A 14,673-nucleotide genomic window follows, 5' to 3' on the forward strand; every position below is an offset into this window, starting at 1 on the left:
TAGTAACTCATCACTGCAAACTTTTTGATCTTTGCAGATAGCATGGTATGGGACATCTGGTACAGAGCTGCAGGCTTGCAGAGACGAAATGCACAAAACGATTATTCCGATACTCAGGGATTTTTTAAGCATATGTCCTCCCGCTTTTTAAAAATAGCAAGCATGTAATATCAGAACCCGATACTTCGATTTACGAGTCAACTGATTATTTAAGCATGGTGTGATAAGTTATAAGCGCTTCTCGGATCGGAGGTGTTCTCCATTCTCAAATTAACCCCAGGGCCCGAAGAGTCTTCTCCCCAGCCTCTCCGTCGGCAAGTAACCCTTGGGTGAGTTGAAACGCATGAACCGCCGTCGCCGTGTGTGGGCCATACACGCCGTCGAAATCTCCGGGTATGAAGCCCTTATCGGCCAGCGAGTGTTGCAAGCGCTCGACCAAGGCTCCCTTCATGTTAGAGGTCTTGAGCCTTAGCACAAGGCTGGGTGGACTAGTGGGGACGTATTCAGTGGGCTTGTTATAGGCGATCATGGGGGGCAGTACCCCCATGTCCCAACGCCTGCCGTCGACTGCACCCCGGATCACACCAGTGGCCGTCGAATGCGCCTCAATTGTGTGGCCTGTTCCGTCAGAAATAGCAATATGGCCGTCCAACTGCGCCGTTGGGAGACGCAAAAGGAATGCACCAGGCGTTGATTTGGCGACAACGATAGTGGACGTGGAGCTTGCAGCTTTAGCCTGACTATACCAGGACTTGGTGTCAGCTTTTGCCGTGGAAGGCTTTTGACGGCTATCACAGCCAAAAAGTTTGTTGCTTACCTGGTAAAGGCACCAAGAGGCAAACTCAGCGCATTCCCAGGGACCTTTCCACTTCGCATTGTCCTTGGGCACCAACACCCTACGCACATACCGTTCGCCGATATGCTGCGCTGCGAGCGAAACGAGGTCTTCTCCGGTGGCCATGATGCACTCCCTTCCTTGTTCAGATGGCTGCTTTGATCGCGGAGGTGATGCCGTCAATCAGTGCTTTGCGAAAAGTGTTGACTGCCTTCTGGGCAATAGCTTTGGACACTACCGCGATGACGAGAAAATCGGCCTGCAATAATTTTGCCTCGTCGTTCATTTCATCTTTGAACGTTTCCTCGTCGATCTCACCGTCAGCGAACATTTCCGCCAAGGAGCGGATTGCCGCGTCATGCCCTTGCATGATTTTGCTCAGAATATCCCTTACTTCGGGGCCTGTATCCTTGACCGCTTTAGCTGCGGAATTCACCGCCGCCGTCACGATGGCTTCAATATCGATGCTCATAACCCCTCCCTATCATCCAATTTAGGATTTTTGTCCACTTCCGCCAGTGATTTTGCCTTCTCTGCCAAAAGTGCGGCAATGAAAAGCTTCTGAAACCTGTCTCGGTGAATTCGGGATATTTTGGCAGCGTAGTCGTTAGTATCACGATGCTTGGCTCGATAATTTACCCAGAATTCCAATATGGTTCGAGTAATCTGCTGCGACTCGCTATTCAACGGCCTTGAATCCTCGCGCACGGTCAGCACTCGAATTTTCGTTTCTATCTTGCCCCAGTCGTCTGCTGTTGCTGCATACGGCAGATTTTCGTTTCCTTGTTTCAGCTTGGCCTCGATCAGCCTGTCGTAAAAGGCGAAAACCTCTGCCGAAGTCTCAGTGATCGCCTTGGCAGATTCGGCATCGTATTCCGGAACGAACCTCACACTGGCACATGATGCCAACATGATCAAAAAAATAATGGAAAGCGCAACACGCAGCCAACGAAATATTGTTGGCGCTCGGATGCAGTCGATCGTCTGAAGAGATGACATACCTGCTCCAATCAATAAGCATTACTAGATGTGGATTTTTATGCGCCGACCTAGCTATTTATCAAGAACACTGCCTTTTTGTTGCATGATGGCGCTTAATTGCACAATACGTACAGGGGCATACCCGTGGTGCATTGCGCGTTCCTGCGATGTAACATTGCGTGGTTTTCCTCCTTTAGAGTGGCTAGCACCACTTCCCCAGAGCGGCTATGCTCGCGGCCTTCATTGCGCGACGACCCGTAAACAAAAAACCGTGGCGACAGCTGCAACCCCTCATCCCAGCCTTCGTGCCTTTTGCCAAAGGCGGGGCGCGCAAACTCGCAGTCAGCGATGAGCCGCCCTCAACGGCATCTTGTTCGTGCTGCAAACAGGCATTCCCTGGGAAGACTTACCCAATTTCTTGGGTACGGCAGCGGCATGACCTGCTGGCGGCGCTTGCACGACTGGAATGCCGCCGGTGTCTGGGAGCAGTTGCACCAGGCCATGCTGACTCGCATGCGTGGACATGACCAAATCGATTGGAGCCGGGCCAGCATTGATGGCTCCTCGGTACCAAGCCCCCAGGGGCCAGGAAACGGGACCCAACCCAACTGACAGAGGCAAGCTCGGCTCCAAGCGACACATCGTTGTAGATGCCAGTGGCATTCCTCTGGTGATCTTGTTCAGCGGTGTGAACCGGCACGTAAAAGACCAGCCAAGATGCACGCCGACAAAGGCTACAACTTCAAGCGATGCGGAGCCCACCTGAGGCAGCGGGGCATCATTGGCCGGATTGCCAGACGAGGCATTGAGAGCAGCGAGCGGCTGGGCAAACACCGGTGGGTGGTGGAGAGGACGCACAGCTGGTTTGCAGGCTTTGGCAAGTTGCGAATCCGCTTTGAAAGACAACTGGATATCCACGAAGCGCTGCTAAAACTGGCAGCGATGATCATCTGTGCACGCTTCGTGGATCGGTGGTGTTAGCCACTCTTAGCCATTGTTCCGTGAATGGTGCAGAGCGGCCTGAAGGAGTAGGCCAAGCGGACATCGCGACCGGCAGCACCTGGCTGCAGCCGTCCTTGACGAAGTGCCACTGCCACACCTCTTTACTCGCCTATCCACCTCACCCGCCACATCCCCGGCGTAGCCCCCAACGTCTTTCACAGCTTGATGGCAGACCGAAGGCTTGGCTTCGTATCACCTTCTGTGAACAGCCTTCTATGCCTCTTTACAAATTTCCACCTATAGGTGGCAGACAGCGGTTTGGCAAAGCTGCAAGCTTTGCTATCTGGTCCCCCCTACTGCGTCCAGTGAACCCCGGGAACCGGAACCCTCTCGACAGGACTCCAATGCCCCAGCCAACCCCCGCCACCACACCCCCACCCAAACTCGAAGACCTGGCCATAGACGCCGTCCTGCACATGGGCGCCGCGCTGGATGTGCTGGACCTGCATGCTCGCCACAAGGTCACGGCCATCAATTGCGTGTGCCGGGATCTGCTGCGCATCTACTACGTGAAGGCCGATCAGGCGCAGTCGCTGGAGCCGGAAGACAGGGAACTGGTGGGCCTGCTGCACGACACGGCGGTGAACCTGGGCTATGCCATTGAGGTGGTGGAGCATCTCAATGGCGATGAGGCCGACGACCCCATTCTTTATGCCGTGAGCTATCTGCTCAGGGCTGCGAAGCGGTTTGCGGATGAGGGGGTGTCGGTGGCGTTGGCCTGAGGAGTGCTGCAGGCGCGCATGGCCTGCGGATATGGCGGGAGCGAGGCAAAAAATGGGCGAAAAAAAAGCGCGCCTCATGCTGAAGCGCGCTGTCGGGTTGGGGTCGAGACTCAGTCCTTCTTGGCCCGGATGACTTCGCCGCCCACGGCGTCGATCTTGACTTCCATGAGCGTGCCGTTGGCCTGCAGCACTTCGACCTGGTAGCTGGTCTGGCCCCAGTGGGAGTCCAGTTCCGCGCTGACGGGCGTGCCCGGGGTGTGGCGGGTGGCGGCCTGGATGGCTTGCTCTATGGTGGACTTCGCCTTTTCCAGGCGCTGGCGGTCCTTGCGCTTGGCGGCGCCGTCGTTCTTGTGCTGGGCCGCCTGGCCGGTGATGGCGTTGACCCAGACTTCCACGCTGTCGCCGGCCGGGGTGATGACCTCGATTTCGTAGCGCGGGCCCATGCCGTCGCCGTCGTCCAGCTGGGCTTCGATGGCCTTGCCGGGCACGGCCTGGGTGGCGCGGGTGATGGCCTGCTCCAGCGGGATCTTGGCTTGGCTGGTGATGGTCTGCCATTCGGCCACCGACTTGGCGGCGGCGGGCAGGGCGGCGGTGGCGCAGGTCAGGGCCAGGGCGATGGAGAGGGCGGCAGTGCGTGCGAACGAGGCAGGCTTCATGGGTGTGGCTCCTTCCGGGAATGGGGTTGGACAAGACAACGGTCGGGGCCATTGTCTCCACCGTCCCGGAGAGCGGTTGTCGGAGAGGGCGCCCTTTGCCCCCTCCGGTGTGCTTCGGTTTGATTCAGCGCAAGCTCTGCGTTCAGAGGCCAAGCACCTTGGCCACGTAGTCGGCGTCCTTGTCGCCACGGCCCGAGAGGTTGATGAGGATGTGCTGGTCCTTGGGCAGGCCGGGCGCCACGCGCATGGCCCAGGCCACGGCGTGGGCGCTTTCCAGCGCGGGGATGATGCCTTCCACGCGCGACAGCTGCATGAAGGCGTCCAGGCATTCCTTGTCGGTGACGGATTCGTACTGCACGCGGCCCAGATCCTTGAGGTAGCTGTGCTGCGGGCCCACGCCCGGATAGTCCAGGCCCGAGGCAATGCTGTGCACGGCAGCGGGCGTGCCGTCCGCGTTTTCCAGCACGTAGCACTTCATCCCGTGGATTTCACCGGGCTTGCCCATGCTGAGCGTGGCTGCGTGGCGGCCGGGCTTGTCCGTGCCTTCGCCCGAGGGCTCCACGCCGACGAGCTTGACCGAGGCATCGCCCAGGAAGGCCGTGAAGATGCCCATGGCGTTGGAGCCGCCGCCCACGCAGGCTGCCACATGGTCGGGCAGCTTGCCGTGTTTGGCTTGGAATTGCTCGCGCGCCTCGCGGCCGATGATGCTCTGGAAGTCGCGCACCATCATCGGAAAGGGGTGGGGGCCGACCACGGAGCCGATGGCGTAGATGTAGTCGGTGGGGTTGGTGAGGTATTCCTCGAAGGCGCTGTCCACGGCCTCCTTGAGCGTGGCCGCGCCGCGCGTGACGGGCACGAGCTTGCAGCCCAGGATGCGCATCTTGGTGACGTTGGGGTGTTCCTTCTCGATGTCCACCTGGCCCATGTGGATCTCGCAGGGAATGCCCACCAGCGCGCAGGCCGTGGCCAGGGCCACGCCGTGCTGGCCGGCGCCGGTTTCTGCGATGACCTTTTTCTTGCCCATGAACTTGGCCAGCAGCGCCTCGCCCAGGCAGTGGTTGATCTTGTGGGCGCCGGTGTGGTTGAGGTCTTCGCGCTTGAGGTGGATCTGTGCGCCGCCGAGCTGCTCCGACAGGCGCCGCGCGTGGAAGATGGGGCTGGGGCGGCCCACGTAGTCGGCGAAGAGCTGGGCCAGTTCCTGCTGGAAGTCTTGGCGTTTGGTGATTTCGGCGTAGGCGGTGTTGATGTCGTCCATGGCCTGCTTGAGGTGGGGCGGGACCAACTGGCCGCCGTAGGGGCCGAAGTAGCCTTCCTCGGTGGGCATGGGGGCGAAGGTGGGGGGTGTAGTGGTCATGGTTGCTGGTGGGTGTTCTGTGGAATGGCTGATGGTGGCGGTGGCAGCTTACGTAGGGCTGCCATGGGTCTGAAGAGAGAAAACCCCGGTCGGGGTTTCTTGTTTTTGACCCTGCCGGGTGGTTGTTTTTCGAGGCCGGGTTTCGGCCCGGCAGCCGACTGCCCTTTCTTGATTCGCCAAGAAAGGTCAGATCAAAGAAGGCGACCCGAATGCCCGCGACCCCTTCGCTGCGCTGCGGGGCAACCTGCGTCGGGCCGCCTGCGGGGTTCGCCGTGAAACTCGTTGCGCGCTGCGCGCTTCACTCAAACATCACGGCGAGTCAGATGACGAGGCAGTCCTGTCCTGCGGCAGGACTGCAACCCCGCAGGCGGCCCGACGCAGGCGCGGGCATACGGGATTGGGGGTGCGGGCGCGGGTGCAGGGGCATTGGCCGCTGACCTGAGCCTGGCGGTCAGCCGTTCTTTTGCAGTGAGCGGATGACGCTGGAGAAGTCCAGTGCGCCGTTGCCGGCGATGGAGTGCATGGCGTACATGGCGCGCGCCATGCCGCCCAGGGGCGTGGAGGCCTTGACTGCCATGGCGTTTTCCTGGGCCAGGCCCAGGTCCTTGAGCATGAGGTCGGTGCCGAAGCCGCCTGCGTAGTTCTTGGAGGCGGGGGCGTTTTCGTGGACGCCGGGGAAGGGGTTGTATTTTTCCAGGGCCCAGTTGCCGCCCGAGCTGCGGCGCATGATTTCGCTGAGGACCTTGGGGTCCAGGCCGTTGGCCACGCCCAGGGCGATGGCTTCGCTGGTGCCGATCATGAGGATGCCCAGCAGCATGTTGTTGCAGATCTTGGCGGTCTGGCCCGCGCCCACGGCGCCGGCGTGGAAGATGTTGGCGCCCATTTTTTCGAGCAGGGGGCGGGCGCGCTCCAGGTCGGCGTTGCTGCCGCCCACCATGAAGGTGAGGGTGCCTGCAATGGCGCCGCCCGTGCCGCCGGAGACGGGGGCGTCGATGAAGGCGATGCCTGCGGCCTGTGCGGCCTTGGCGACCTTTTGGCTGGTGGCGGCGGCGATGGTGGAGCTGTCGATGATGAGCGCGCCCTTGGCAACGCGCTGCAGCAGGCCGGCTGCGCCGTCGCGGCCGAGGAAGAGGCCTTCCACGTGCTGGCTGGCGGGCAGCATGGAGACCACGGCTTCGGCGCCCTGCACGGCGTCCTCGGCGCTGGCGGCAATGGTCACGCCCTCTGCAGCGACCTTGGCGCAGGCGTCTTTGGAGAGGTCGAAGGCCTTGACCGTGTGGCCGGCCTTGTGCAGGTTGATGGCCATGGGGCCGCCCATGTTGCCGAGTCCGATGAATGCGATCTGCATGTGCTTGTCTCCTGTGTTGTGAAGCTTGTGGTGTGTTTCAGTGGCCCGTGTCGCCGGTGTCCATTTCGCCGTCCGCAATGCCGCCGTTCGCAATGTCGGCGCCGCGTTCCTTGAGCAGGGAGCGCAGGATGCCGCGGTGGCAGCGCGCTTCCTGCTCGCAGTAGCAGCCGATGGCAAAGGCGCTTTGCTGCGAGAGGGCGGCCAGCAGGTCCAGGGTGCGGCTGGCGGCGGGTTCGGCCATTTCCTTGCGGAATTTGCGCACGAACTGCTGCCAGAGCTTGTCGGCCTCGGCCTGCTGGCCGTGGTCCTGCAGGCGGTGCGATTCGAGCGCGGTGTGCATGGTGTCGGGCTGGGGCGAGAGTTCGGGGTACCAGACGTCGTAGTAGTCGCGGCTGGCGAATTCGGCCTTGGGCACGCCGCGCGGCGGGCGGCGCACGGTGCCTATGCGCAGGCCTTCATCGGCGTGGCGGGGGCTGCCTAGCTGGACGATGCGGATGGGCATGGGACTCTCCTGCAAAGGGGGCTTATTCGTCGCCGAAGATGGGGTGCTTGCGTGTGCGGCGCCCGGCCGGGGCGGGCGCCGCTGGCGGTGTCTTTGCGTCGGCGGGCGCGGGTTCGCTGGCCTGGGCCTTGCGCTTTTTCGGGGGCGTGGCCTTGGCGTGGGGGTTGAAGGCCAGGGCCTGGGCAATCCAGTGCTGCCACTGCTGGCGCGTGGCGTAGGCGGCGGGGCCGATGAAGAAGTAGCCGTCCATCTGGCCCTTGGACGAGAGCGGGCGCAGGCCCGGCGTCTCGGCCACGGCCGCGTGCTGCGAGGGCGGCAGGCGCACCAGCAGTTCGTCGTCTTCCACGCCCAGGCACAGCTTGCCGTTGACCATGAAGACATGGCAGCCGAACATGCGCTTTTCCTGCACGTCGTCGCAGCCGGCCAGGGCTTCGCGCACGGCGTCTATGAGGTGCAGCGTGGTGTCGGAGAGCGGGCGGGCGGGCATGGCGTGGGCTGGATGTGGATGAGTCAGCGGATCATGTCCGGCGCATCGCCTTCCAGCATGCGCCGCGCGATGATGACGCGCATGATTTCGTTCGTGCCTTCGAGGATCTGGTGCACGCGGGCATCGCGCATGAGGCGCTCCAGCGGGTATTCGCGGATATAGCCGTAGCCGCCGTGCAGCTGCAGGGCTTCGTTGCAGACCATGAAGCCGGCATCGGTGGCAAAGCGCTTGGCCATGGCGCAGTAGGTGGAGGCGTCGCGCGCACCGGCATCGAGCTTGGAGGCGGCCAGGCGCACCATCTGGCGCGCGGCCACGAGTTCGGTGGCCATGTCGGCCAGCTTGAACTGCAGCGCCTGGAAGCTGGCAATGGGCTTGCCGAACTGCTTGCGCTCGTGCATGTATTGCTGGGCCTGGGTGAGCGCGCCCTGGGCGGCGCCCACGGAGCAGGTGGCGATGTTGATGCGCCCGCCGTCCAGGCCCTTCATGGCGATCTTGAAGCCTTCGCCCTCGCGGCCCAGCAGGTTGTGGGCGGGGATGCGCACGTTGTCGAAGCTGATGACGCGCGTGGGCTGGCTGTTCCAGCCCATCTTCTCTTCCTTCTTGCCGTAGCTGATGCCGGGCAGGTCGGCGGGCACGGCAAAGGCGGAGATGCCGCTGGCGCCCGAGCCTGCGTCGCCCGTTCTGGCCATCAGCACCAGCATGTCGGTGCTGCCCGCGCCGCTGATGAAGGCCTTGGCGCCGTTGATGATGTATTCATGGCCCGCCAGTTCGGCCCGGGTCTTGAGCGAGCCGGCGTCCGAGCCCGCGCCGGGTTCGGTCAGGCAGTAGCTGGCCAGCTTGCGGCCGCTGGTCAGGGCCTCGCCCCATTCGGCGCGCACGGCGTCGGTGGCCCAGGTGCCCAGCATCCAGGTGGCCATGTTGTGGATGGTGATGAAGGCGGTGGTGGAGGGATCGACGGCGGCCAGCTCCTCGAAGACCATGGTGGCATCCAGGCGCGGCAGCTGCAGGCCGCCGGCGTTCTCCGGCGCGTACAGGCCGCAAAAGCCCAGTTCGCCCGCCTTGGCGATGGCCTCGCGCGGGAAGATGGATTCACGGTCCCAGTGCGCGGCATGGGGCGCGAGTTCGGCCTGGGCAAAGGTGCGGGCCGATTCGGCAAAGGCGCGCTGGTCGTCGTTGAGTTCGAAGTCCATGGCTGGCTTGTCTCCTGCGTTGGGCTCTGGGGCCCTTGTTGTTCTGGGGGTGGCTTTCGGGGCCTGTGGGCGCCTGTCGGTGGCTGTGGGGGCGTGCGGCGGTCAGTGCTGCAGCCAGCGCTCCAGCGCCTGCATGCGCTCCTGTGTCGCGGCCGTGAGGCATTCGTGGTACAGGCGCGGGCCTTCGGGCTGGGTTTCGCTGTCGCGCGTGGCGGCCTTGCAGCGTGCCGTGCGGCCCTTGATCCAACCGTTCTGGTCGTGGCGCAGGCCCGTGCGCTTGCCCTGGGGCAGTTGCTGCATGACGTCCAGGTAGCGGATGTTGAGCGCGGTGTCGGCCTCCTGGAAGGCCTGGACCGCGCAGGCATTGCGGCTGGCGGCGGCGGTGGAGGCCGGGTCGCAGGCTGCACCGGCCTGCGCGTGAAGGGTCAGGGGCAGGGCGGCCAGGGCGGTGAGCAAGGCGGCACCCAGGCTCCGGGAGAGGAGGGAGGCGGTCATTGGAAAACGCATGCCGCCATCATCCCAGAGCCGGGGCCTGCCCCGGATCAATCCAGGCCCGCCCACCCATTCATCAGCGCAGGCTGATGGTGGTGTTCACGCCCTGGCTGGTGGTGCTGTCGTCGAACCAGCGCGCCGTGACGGTCTTGGTCTGCGTGTAGAACAGCACGACCTGTTTGCCGTAGGGGCCCAGGTCGCCCAGCTTGGAGGCGCGGCTGCCCGTGAAGGAGAACAGCGGAACCGGCACGGGAATCGGCACGTTGATGCCGACCTGGCCCACGTCGATGTCTTCCTGGAACTTGCGCGCCGCAGCGCCCGACTGCGTGAAGATGGCCGTGCCGTTGCCGTTGGGGTTGGCGTTGATGAACTCTATGGCCTCGTCCAGGCTGTCGGCAGCCGCCAGGCACAGCACGGGGCCGAAGATTTCCTGGTCATACACGCTCATGCCGGGCTTGACGCCGCTGAACACGGTGGGGCCGACGAAGTTGCCCTTGTCGTAGCCGGCCACCTGGGGCTTGCGGCCGTCCAGTTCCAGCTTGGCGCCGTCGGCCAGGCCGCGTTCGATCAGGCTTTCCACACGCGACAGCGCCGCGCAGGACACCAGCGGGCCTACGTCGGTGCCGGGCTCGGTGCCGCCGCTGACCTTGAGGGTCTTGGACTTTTCCACCAGCTCGGGAATCCACTTCTGTGCATCGCCCACCAGCACGGCCACCGACAGCGCCATGCAGCGCTGGCCTGCCGCGCCGAAGGCTGCGCCCAGCAGGGCATTGAGCGTTTGCTCCTTGTTGGCGTCGGGCATGACGATGGCGTGGTTCTTGGCGCCCATCATGCATTGCACGCGCTTGCCGGCCAGGCTGGCACGGTTGTAGACATGGGTGCCGACCTTGGTGGAGCCCACGAAGCTGATGGCCTTGATATCGGGGTGGTCGCAGATGGCGTTGACCACGTCCTCGCCGCCGTGCACCACGTTCAGCACGCCGGGCGGAATGCCGGCTTCCAGCGCCAGCTCGCACAGGCGCATGGTGACCATGGGGTCCTGCTCGGAGGGCTTGAGCACGAAGGTGTTGCCCGTGGCAATGGCCATGGGGAACATCCACAGCGGAATCATGGCCGGGAAGTTGAAGGGGGTGATGCCCGCGCACACGCCCAGGGGCTGCAGCACGGAATAGGTGTCCACGCCGTTGGCCACGTTGTTGGCCAGCTCGCCCAGCTGCAGCGAGCCGATGTTGGCCGCATGCTCCACCACTTCCAGGCCGCGGAAGACATCGCCTTCCGCGTCAGGCAAGGTCTTGCCCTGTTCGGCGGTCAGCAGGGCGGCCAGCTCCTTCATGTTCTCGCGGATCAGTTGCTGCAGCTTCAGGAAGATGCGGGCGCGCTGGCCAATGGGGGTCTTGCGCCAGGTCTTGAAGGCTTCCTTGGCGTTGGCGACGGCGGCGTTGACCTCGTCGGGCGTGGCAAAGGGCACACGGGCCAGCACTTCCTGCGTGGCCGGGTTGACCACATCGCGCCATTGGGTGCTTTGGGATTCGACCAGCTTGCCGTTGATCAGCAGCTTGACCGTGGGCGCCAAAACCTTGGCGGACGTGGATGCATTCATGGCTTGTCTCCTGTTGCGGTGGTGTCAGCCCGGCATGCGTGCGCCGGGCGTTCATCGCATGGTAGCTGTGCGGTTTTTCGCAAGCAATGGAGATATGTGCAGTCTTCATGTGCGTTTTCGCACAGGCTGGCGCAAAAAAGAGCATGGCCTGCGGCAGGCGCAGGCCATGCTGGTTCAGGCGATCAGCGGCTCAGTCCGTGCCGGTGGCCGGCAGGCGGGCGTCGTCGGCAGGAGCAGCCACAGGAGCCGGGGTCTGAACGGCACGGGCGCCGGGCTTGCGCAGCGGCTCCAGCTTCACGCGGGCATTGGCGCCCAGGCCGGACTCCAGCTTGGCCAGCAGGCGCAGCAGCTCCTGCAGCTCGCCGTCTTCCAGCGGGGACACTAGGCGGTGGTAGGCCTGGTCCACCAGCGGCACGCTGGCGGCCAGAAGGGCGCGGCCCTTGTCGGTCAGCGTCAGTTCGTGCTGGCGGCGGTCGCGCGTGCTCAGGGCGCGGTGCACGTATTCGCGCTCTTCCAGCCCGCGCACCAGGCGCAGCGTGGTCACCTTGTCAAAGCCCATGGCGCGCGCCAGGGAGCTTTGGTCGGAGCCGGGGGATGCGTCGATCAGCACCAGGGCGCCGTACTGTGGCGGCGTCAGTCCCAGGGGGCGGCATTGCTCTTCAAAAATGCCGACCGAAATCTGGTGGGCGCGCCGCAGCAAAAAGCCAGGGCGCTGATATAGCGGCAGTGGTGCAGGCGTCATCGTGTCCATATGCGTCTAGTATTCTTGCAGAAGTGTCCAGTATTCATTCGATTTCCACCAATTGTGCCCATTTTGGTGCATGATTACCATGCGTTTGCATGCTAACTACAAAAGAGGTCTACATGCGAAATTTTGTTGGCAGACGGCAATTTTTGAAGACGAGCGGATTGGGAGTATTGGGTTTACCCGTAGCAGGTGCCATCGCCAGTACCGAGAGTGTGCCTCTGAAATTGATTGTGCCTTTCACTCCGGGGACTGGAATCGACACGATAGCGCGAACCATCGGACCTTTGCTGGCCAAGCGCCAGGGCCGGCCCGTGGTGGTGGAGAACAAGCCGGGCGCCTCTGGAAATATCGGCACCGAGGCCGTTGTGCGCTCGCCCGCCAATGGCCAGACGCTTTTGGTGACAGTGAATACCCTGGTGATGAATGCATCGCTGTATCCCAAATTGCCATTCAATCCGCTGACAGACCTCGAACCTGTGACGCTGACCAGTTGGGGGCAGTTGATTTTGGTGACGCCCACGGCCTCGGCCTATCAGACGGCGGCCGATCTGGTCAAGGCCGCCAAGGCCTCGCCGGGCCGCATCAATTACGCGTCGCCGGGAGTGGGCACTCCGCACCATATGGCGATGGAGCTTTTCAAGAGCACGGCCGGGGTGTCGATCACGCACATCCCGTATCGCGGAACAGGGCCGGCGCTGACGGACCTGCTGGGCGGCCAGGTGGAGTGCATGTTCCTGCCCATTCACGTGGCCCTGGTGCACGTGAAGGCCGGCAAGCTGCAAGCGCTGGGCATTGGCAGCCACCAGCGCCACCCGCTGCTGCCCGATGTGCCCACGCTCAAGGAGGCCAAGGCGGGCGATGTGAACGTGGATATGTGGTACGGCGTGTTTGCGCCGGCCGGCATGCCGGCGGACCAGGTCGATGCCCTCAATCGCGAGATCCGCGCGATTTTGGCGTCGGATGAAGTCCGGCATGCCTTCGCGCCCCAGGGCATGGATCCGGCCGGCAGCACGCCGGCCGAGTTCAAGGCCCTGGTGCAAAAGGACGCCCGGCGCTGGGCCGATCTGGTCAAGGCGCGGGGGATTACCGCCGAGTAGGCGGGGCGGGCGCCAACAGCGCCCCAGGAGAAAGCATGGGGAGTCAGCGGATGAAAGTAGCGATCGTGGGAGGCGGCATCGGAGGCCTGTGCCTGGCATTGGCCCTGCATCAAAGAGGCATTGCCTGTGAAGTCTTCGAGGCCGTGCCCGAGGTCCGCGAGATCGGCGCGGGCATTACCCTGCTGCCGCATGCCATGCGCGAGCTCAGCGACCTGGGCCTGCAGCCGCAGCTGGAGGCCCTGGCGATCGAGAACCTGGAAAGCGTGTTCTTCAACCGCTACGGCCAGTTCGTCTACCGCGAGCCGCGCGGCCGCCATGCCGGCTACGAGCTGCCCGAGCTGGGCATACACCGGGGCCGCCTGCACCGCGTTCTCTTCGAGGCCGCCGTGCAGCGCCTGGGCCCGGGTGCCGTGCACACGGGCCACCGCTGTGTTCGTGTGGACCAGTCGGCCCATGGCGCCACCGTGCATTTCGCGCCGGATGCCCAGGGCCATGTGCCGCCGTCCGCCACGGCCGACATCGTCGTGGCCTGCGATGGCGTCAACTCCGCCGTGCGGCGCCAGTTCTATCCGCAGGAGGAGCTGGCCTTCGGCGGCATCAACACCTGGCGCGGCGTCTCGCGCTTCAAGCCCATCCTGACGGGCAAGAGCTATCTGCGCATCGGCTCGGTCGATACCGGCAAGATGGTGATCTATCCCATCGAGGACAACGTCGACGGCCAGGGCATGCAGCGCATCAACTGGGTGGCCGAGATCCGCGACCCGCAGATGCGCATGAATGACTGGAACCGCGCCGGGCGCATGGAGGATGTGCTGGAGATTTTTGGCGGCTGGAGCTTCGACTGGCTGGATGTGCCGGCCCTGATCCGCTCGGCCGAGACCATCTTCGAGTACCCCATGGTGGACAAGGACCCCGTGGACCAGTGGAGCTTCGGCCGCGTGACCCTGCTGGGCGATGCCGCCCACCCCATGTATCCGCGCGGCTCCAACGGCTCGGCCCAGGCCATGCGCGATGCGCGGGTGCTGGCCGACCTGCTGGCCGCCGACCCGCAAGGCGACCCGCTGGCGCTGCTGGCCGCCTATGAGGCCAGCCGCCTGCCCGCCACCAGCCAGGTGGTGCTGACCAACCGCTCCACGCCGCCCGACTTCATCATCATGAAGGCGGACGAACTCAGCGGCGGGCAGCCCTTCGGCCATATCGACGAGCTGATCAGCCAGGACGAGCTGCGTGCCATTGCCCGCCATTACGAGCAGGTGGCGGGGTTTGCGAATCCGCAGTCGCAGGGTTGAAGTGGTTGGGCAATGAGCTGGCTTGGCAGGTACTCAGTATTGCATCCCGACTCTTTTGGGGTCCCTGCCGGGCGGTTGTTTTTCGAGGCCGGGTTTCGGCCCGGCGGCCGACCTCCTTTCTTGTCGCGCGACAAGAAAGGAGGCAAAGAAACGCGCCCAAATGCCCGCGTCCCCTTCGCTTCGCTACGGGGCAACCTGCGTCGTGGCGGTTGCGGGGTTCGCCGTGAAACTCACTTCGCGCTGCGCGCTACGTTCAGACAATCACGGCGAGTCAGTTGACGAAGCAGTCCTGTCCCTGTCTCTTATACACATCTAAAAGGGGGGGGGGGGGGGGGGGGGGGGGGGGGGGGGGGGGGGGGGGGGGGGGGGG

Annotated in this window: 15 protein-coding genes and 1 pseudogene; 4 read left to right on the top strand and 12 right to left on the bottom strand. The window is 63.7% G+C overall.

All coding sequences use genetic code 11. From position 1 onward, the window contains the following. Positions 1–265: 265 nt before the first annotated feature. Genes JHD82_RS29985 through JHD82_RS26400 form a run of 3 tightly spaced genes read right to left on the bottom strand, consistent with a single transcriptional unit; the run spans position 266 to position 1,834 of the window. Positions 266–961, bottom strand: coding sequence for a peptidoglycan-binding protein (locus tag JHD82_RS29985; RefSeq protein WP_233174899.1), 696 nt, complete (start codon positions 959–961; stop codon positions 266–268). Positions 962–980: 19 nt separating this feature from the next. Continuing rightward, complete coding sequence (locus JHD82_RS26395; RefSeq protein WP_199139687.1) at positions 981–1,307, bottom strand: hypothetical protein; 327 nt, start codon at positions 1,305–1,307, stop codon at positions 981–983. Next, positions 1,304–1,834 carry a hypothetical protein gene (locus JHD82_RS26400; protein ID WP_199139689.1) on the bottom strand — a complete coding sequence of 177 codons (531 nt, stop codon included), beginning with the start codon at positions 1,832–1,834 and terminating at the stop codon, positions 1,304–1,306. Before JHD82_RS26400 ends, JHD82_RS26395 begins: the two co-directional genes overlap by 4 nt. A gap of 209 nt (positions 1,835–2,043) precedes the next feature. Here JHD82_RS26400 and JHD82_RS26405 point away from each other — a divergent pair. Then, positions 2,044–2,797 (top strand): annotated as a pseudogene (locus JHD82_RS26405) (IS5 family transposase). A 365-nt stretch (positions 2,798–3,162) separates the two neighbouring features. Continuing rightward, positions 3,163–3,540: a hypothetical protein gene (locus JHD82_RS26410; protein ID WP_034367409.1), complete on the top strand. Its 378-nt coding sequence runs from the start codon at positions 3,163–3,165 to the stop codon at positions 3,538–3,540. Positions 3,541–3,650: 110 nt separating this feature from the next. On the opposite strand, the gene JHD82_RS26415 is transcribed toward JHD82_RS26410, so the two are convergent. The 9 genes from JHD82_RS26415 to JHD82_RS26455 form a co-directional block, all read right to left on the bottom strand. Continuing rightward, positions 3,651–4,196, bottom strand: coding sequence for a PepSY domain-containing protein (locus JHD82_RS26415; protein ID WP_199139691.1), 546 nt, complete (start codon positions 4,194–4,196; stop codon positions 3,651–3,653). A gap of 142 nt (positions 4,197–4,338) precedes the next feature. Further along, a complete protein-coding gene (trpB, locus tag JHD82_RS26420) occupies positions 4,339–5,550 on the bottom strand; it encodes a tryptophan synthase subunit beta (protein WP_198821377.1) in 1,212 nt (403 codons plus the stop codon). Between the two features lie 451 nt (positions 5,551–6,001). Further along, positions 6,002–6,991 (bottom strand): 3-hydroxyisobutyrate dehydrogenase, encoded by a 990-nt coding sequence (gene mmsB / locus JHD82_RS26425; RefSeq protein WP_374191666.1) that lies wholly within the window; start codon positions 6,989–6,991, stop codon positions 6,002–6,004. Then, positions 6,936–7,400 carry a DUF488 domain-containing protein gene (locus tag JHD82_RS26430; protein WP_199139695.1) on the bottom strand — a complete coding sequence of 155 codons (465 nt, stop codon included), beginning with the start codon at positions 7,398–7,400 and terminating at the stop codon, positions 6,936–6,938. Before JHD82_RS26430 ends, mmsB begins: the two co-directional genes overlap by 56 nt. A gap of 22 nt (positions 7,401–7,422) precedes the next feature. Further along, a complete protein-coding gene (locus JHD82_RS26435) occupies positions 7,423–7,887 on the bottom strand; it encodes a TfoX/Sxy family protein (RefSeq protein ID WP_016446003.1) in 465 nt (154 codons plus the stop codon). A 23-nt stretch (positions 7,888–7,910) separates the two neighbouring features. Continuing rightward, complete coding sequence (locus tag JHD82_RS26440; RefSeq protein WP_199139697.1) at positions 7,911–9,077, bottom strand: acyl-CoA dehydrogenase family protein; 1,167 nt, start codon at positions 9,075–9,077, stop codon at positions 7,911–7,913. Positions 9,078–9,179: 102 nt separating this feature from the next. Beyond that, the gene (locus tag JHD82_RS26445; RefSeq protein WP_199139699.1) at positions 9,180–9,584 is read right to left on the bottom strand and encodes a lysozyme inhibitor LprI family protein; all 405 of its coding nucleotides are present in this window, start codon (positions 9,582–9,584) and stop codon (positions 9,180–9,182) included. Between the two features lie 61 nt (positions 9,585–9,645). Continuing rightward, positions 9,646–11,169, bottom strand: coding sequence for a CoA-acylating methylmalonate-semialdehyde dehydrogenase (locus JHD82_RS26450; RefSeq protein WP_012205523.1), 1,524 nt, complete (start codon positions 11,167–11,169; stop codon positions 9,646–9,648). Between the two features lie 190 nt (positions 11,170–11,359). Beyond that, positions 11,360–11,911 carry a MarR family winged helix-turn-helix transcriptional regulator gene (locus JHD82_RS26455; RefSeq protein ID WP_233174901.1) on the bottom strand — a complete coding sequence of 184 codons (552 nt, stop codon included), beginning with the start codon at positions 11,909–11,911 and terminating at the stop codon, positions 11,360–11,362. 122 nt (positions 11,912–12,033) lie between these two features. Between JHD82_RS26455 and JHD82_RS26460 the strand changes: the two genes are divergently transcribed. Next, positions 12,034–13,014 (top strand): tripartite tricarboxylate transporter substrate binding protein, encoded by a 981-nt coding sequence (locus JHD82_RS26460; RefSeq protein WP_199139701.1) that lies wholly within the window; start codon positions 12,034–12,036, stop codon positions 13,012–13,014. Positions 13,015–13,064: 50 nt separating this feature from the next. Then, on the top strand, positions 13,065–14,303 hold the full coding sequence (locus JHD82_RS26465; RefSeq protein ID WP_017404779.1) for a flavin-dependent oxidoreductase: 1,239 nt from the start codon (positions 13,065–13,067) through the stop codon (positions 14,301–14,303). The last annotated feature ends 370 nt before the right edge of the window (positions 14,304–14,673 follow it).

The sequence above is a fragment of the Delftia sp. ASV31 genome (assembly GCF_016428765.1).
Lineage (GTDB): Bacteria > Pseudomonadota > Gammaproteobacteria > Burkholderiales > Burkholderiaceae_C > Comamonas > Comamonas acidovorans.

Excerpts from the sequence above, each read along its gene's own strand:
- JHD82_RS26435 (WP_016446003.1), bottom strand. The coding sequence starts at position 7,887 with ATGCCCGCCCGCCCGCTCTCCGACACCACGCTGCACCTCATAGACGCC.
- JHD82_RS26440 (WP_199139697.1), bottom strand. The coding sequence starts at position 9,077 with ATGGACTTCGAACTCAACGACGACCAGCGCGCCTTTGCCGAATCGGCC.
- JHD82_RS26450 (WP_012205523.1), bottom strand. The coding sequence starts at position 11,169 with ATGAATGCATCCACGTCCGCCAAGGTTTTGGCGCCCACGGTCAAGCTG.
- JHD82_RS26415 (WP_199139691.1), bottom strand. The coding sequence starts at position 4,196 with ATGAAGCCTGCCTCGTTCGCACGCACTGCCGCCCTCTCCATCGCCCTG.
- JHD82_RS26460 (WP_199139701.1), top strand. The coding sequence starts at position 12,034 with ATGCGAAATTTTGTTGGCAGACGGCAATTTTTGAAGACGAGCGGATTG.
- JHD82_RS26430 (WP_199139695.1), bottom strand. The coding sequence starts at position 7,400 with ATGCCCATCCGCATCGTCCAGCTAGGCAGCCCCCGCCACGCCGATGAA.
- JHD82_RS26465 (WP_017404779.1), top strand. The coding sequence starts at position 13,065 with ATGAAAGTAGCGATCGTGGGAGGCGGCATCGGAGGCCTGTGCCTGGCA.
- JHD82_RS26455 (WP_233174901.1), bottom strand. The coding sequence starts at position 11,911 with ATGACGCCTGCACCACTGCCGCTATATCAGCGCCCTGGCTTTTTGCTG.
- JHD82_RS26410 (WP_034367409.1), top strand. The coding sequence starts at position 3,163 with ATGCCCCAGCCAACCCCCGCCACCACACCCCCACCCAAACTCGAAGAC.
- JHD82_RS26395 (WP_199139687.1), bottom strand. The coding sequence starts at position 1,307 with ATGAGCATCGATATTGAAGCCATCGTGACGGCGGCGGTGAATTCCGCA.
- JHD82_RS26445 (WP_199139699.1), bottom strand. The coding sequence starts at position 9,584 with ATGCGTTTTCCAATGACCGCCTCCCTCCTCTCCCGGAGCCTGGGTGCC.
- trpB (WP_198821377.1), bottom strand. The coding sequence starts at position 5,550 with ATGACCACTACACCCCCCACCTTCGCCCCCATGCCCACCGAGGAAGGC.
- JHD82_RS26400 (WP_199139689.1), bottom strand. The coding sequence starts at position 1,834 with ATGTCATCTCTTCAGACGATCGACTGCATCCGAGCGCCAACAATATTT.
- JHD82_RS29985 (WP_233174899.1), bottom strand. The coding sequence starts at position 961 with ATGGCCACCGGAGAAGACCTCGTTTCGCTCGCAGCGCAGCATATCGGC.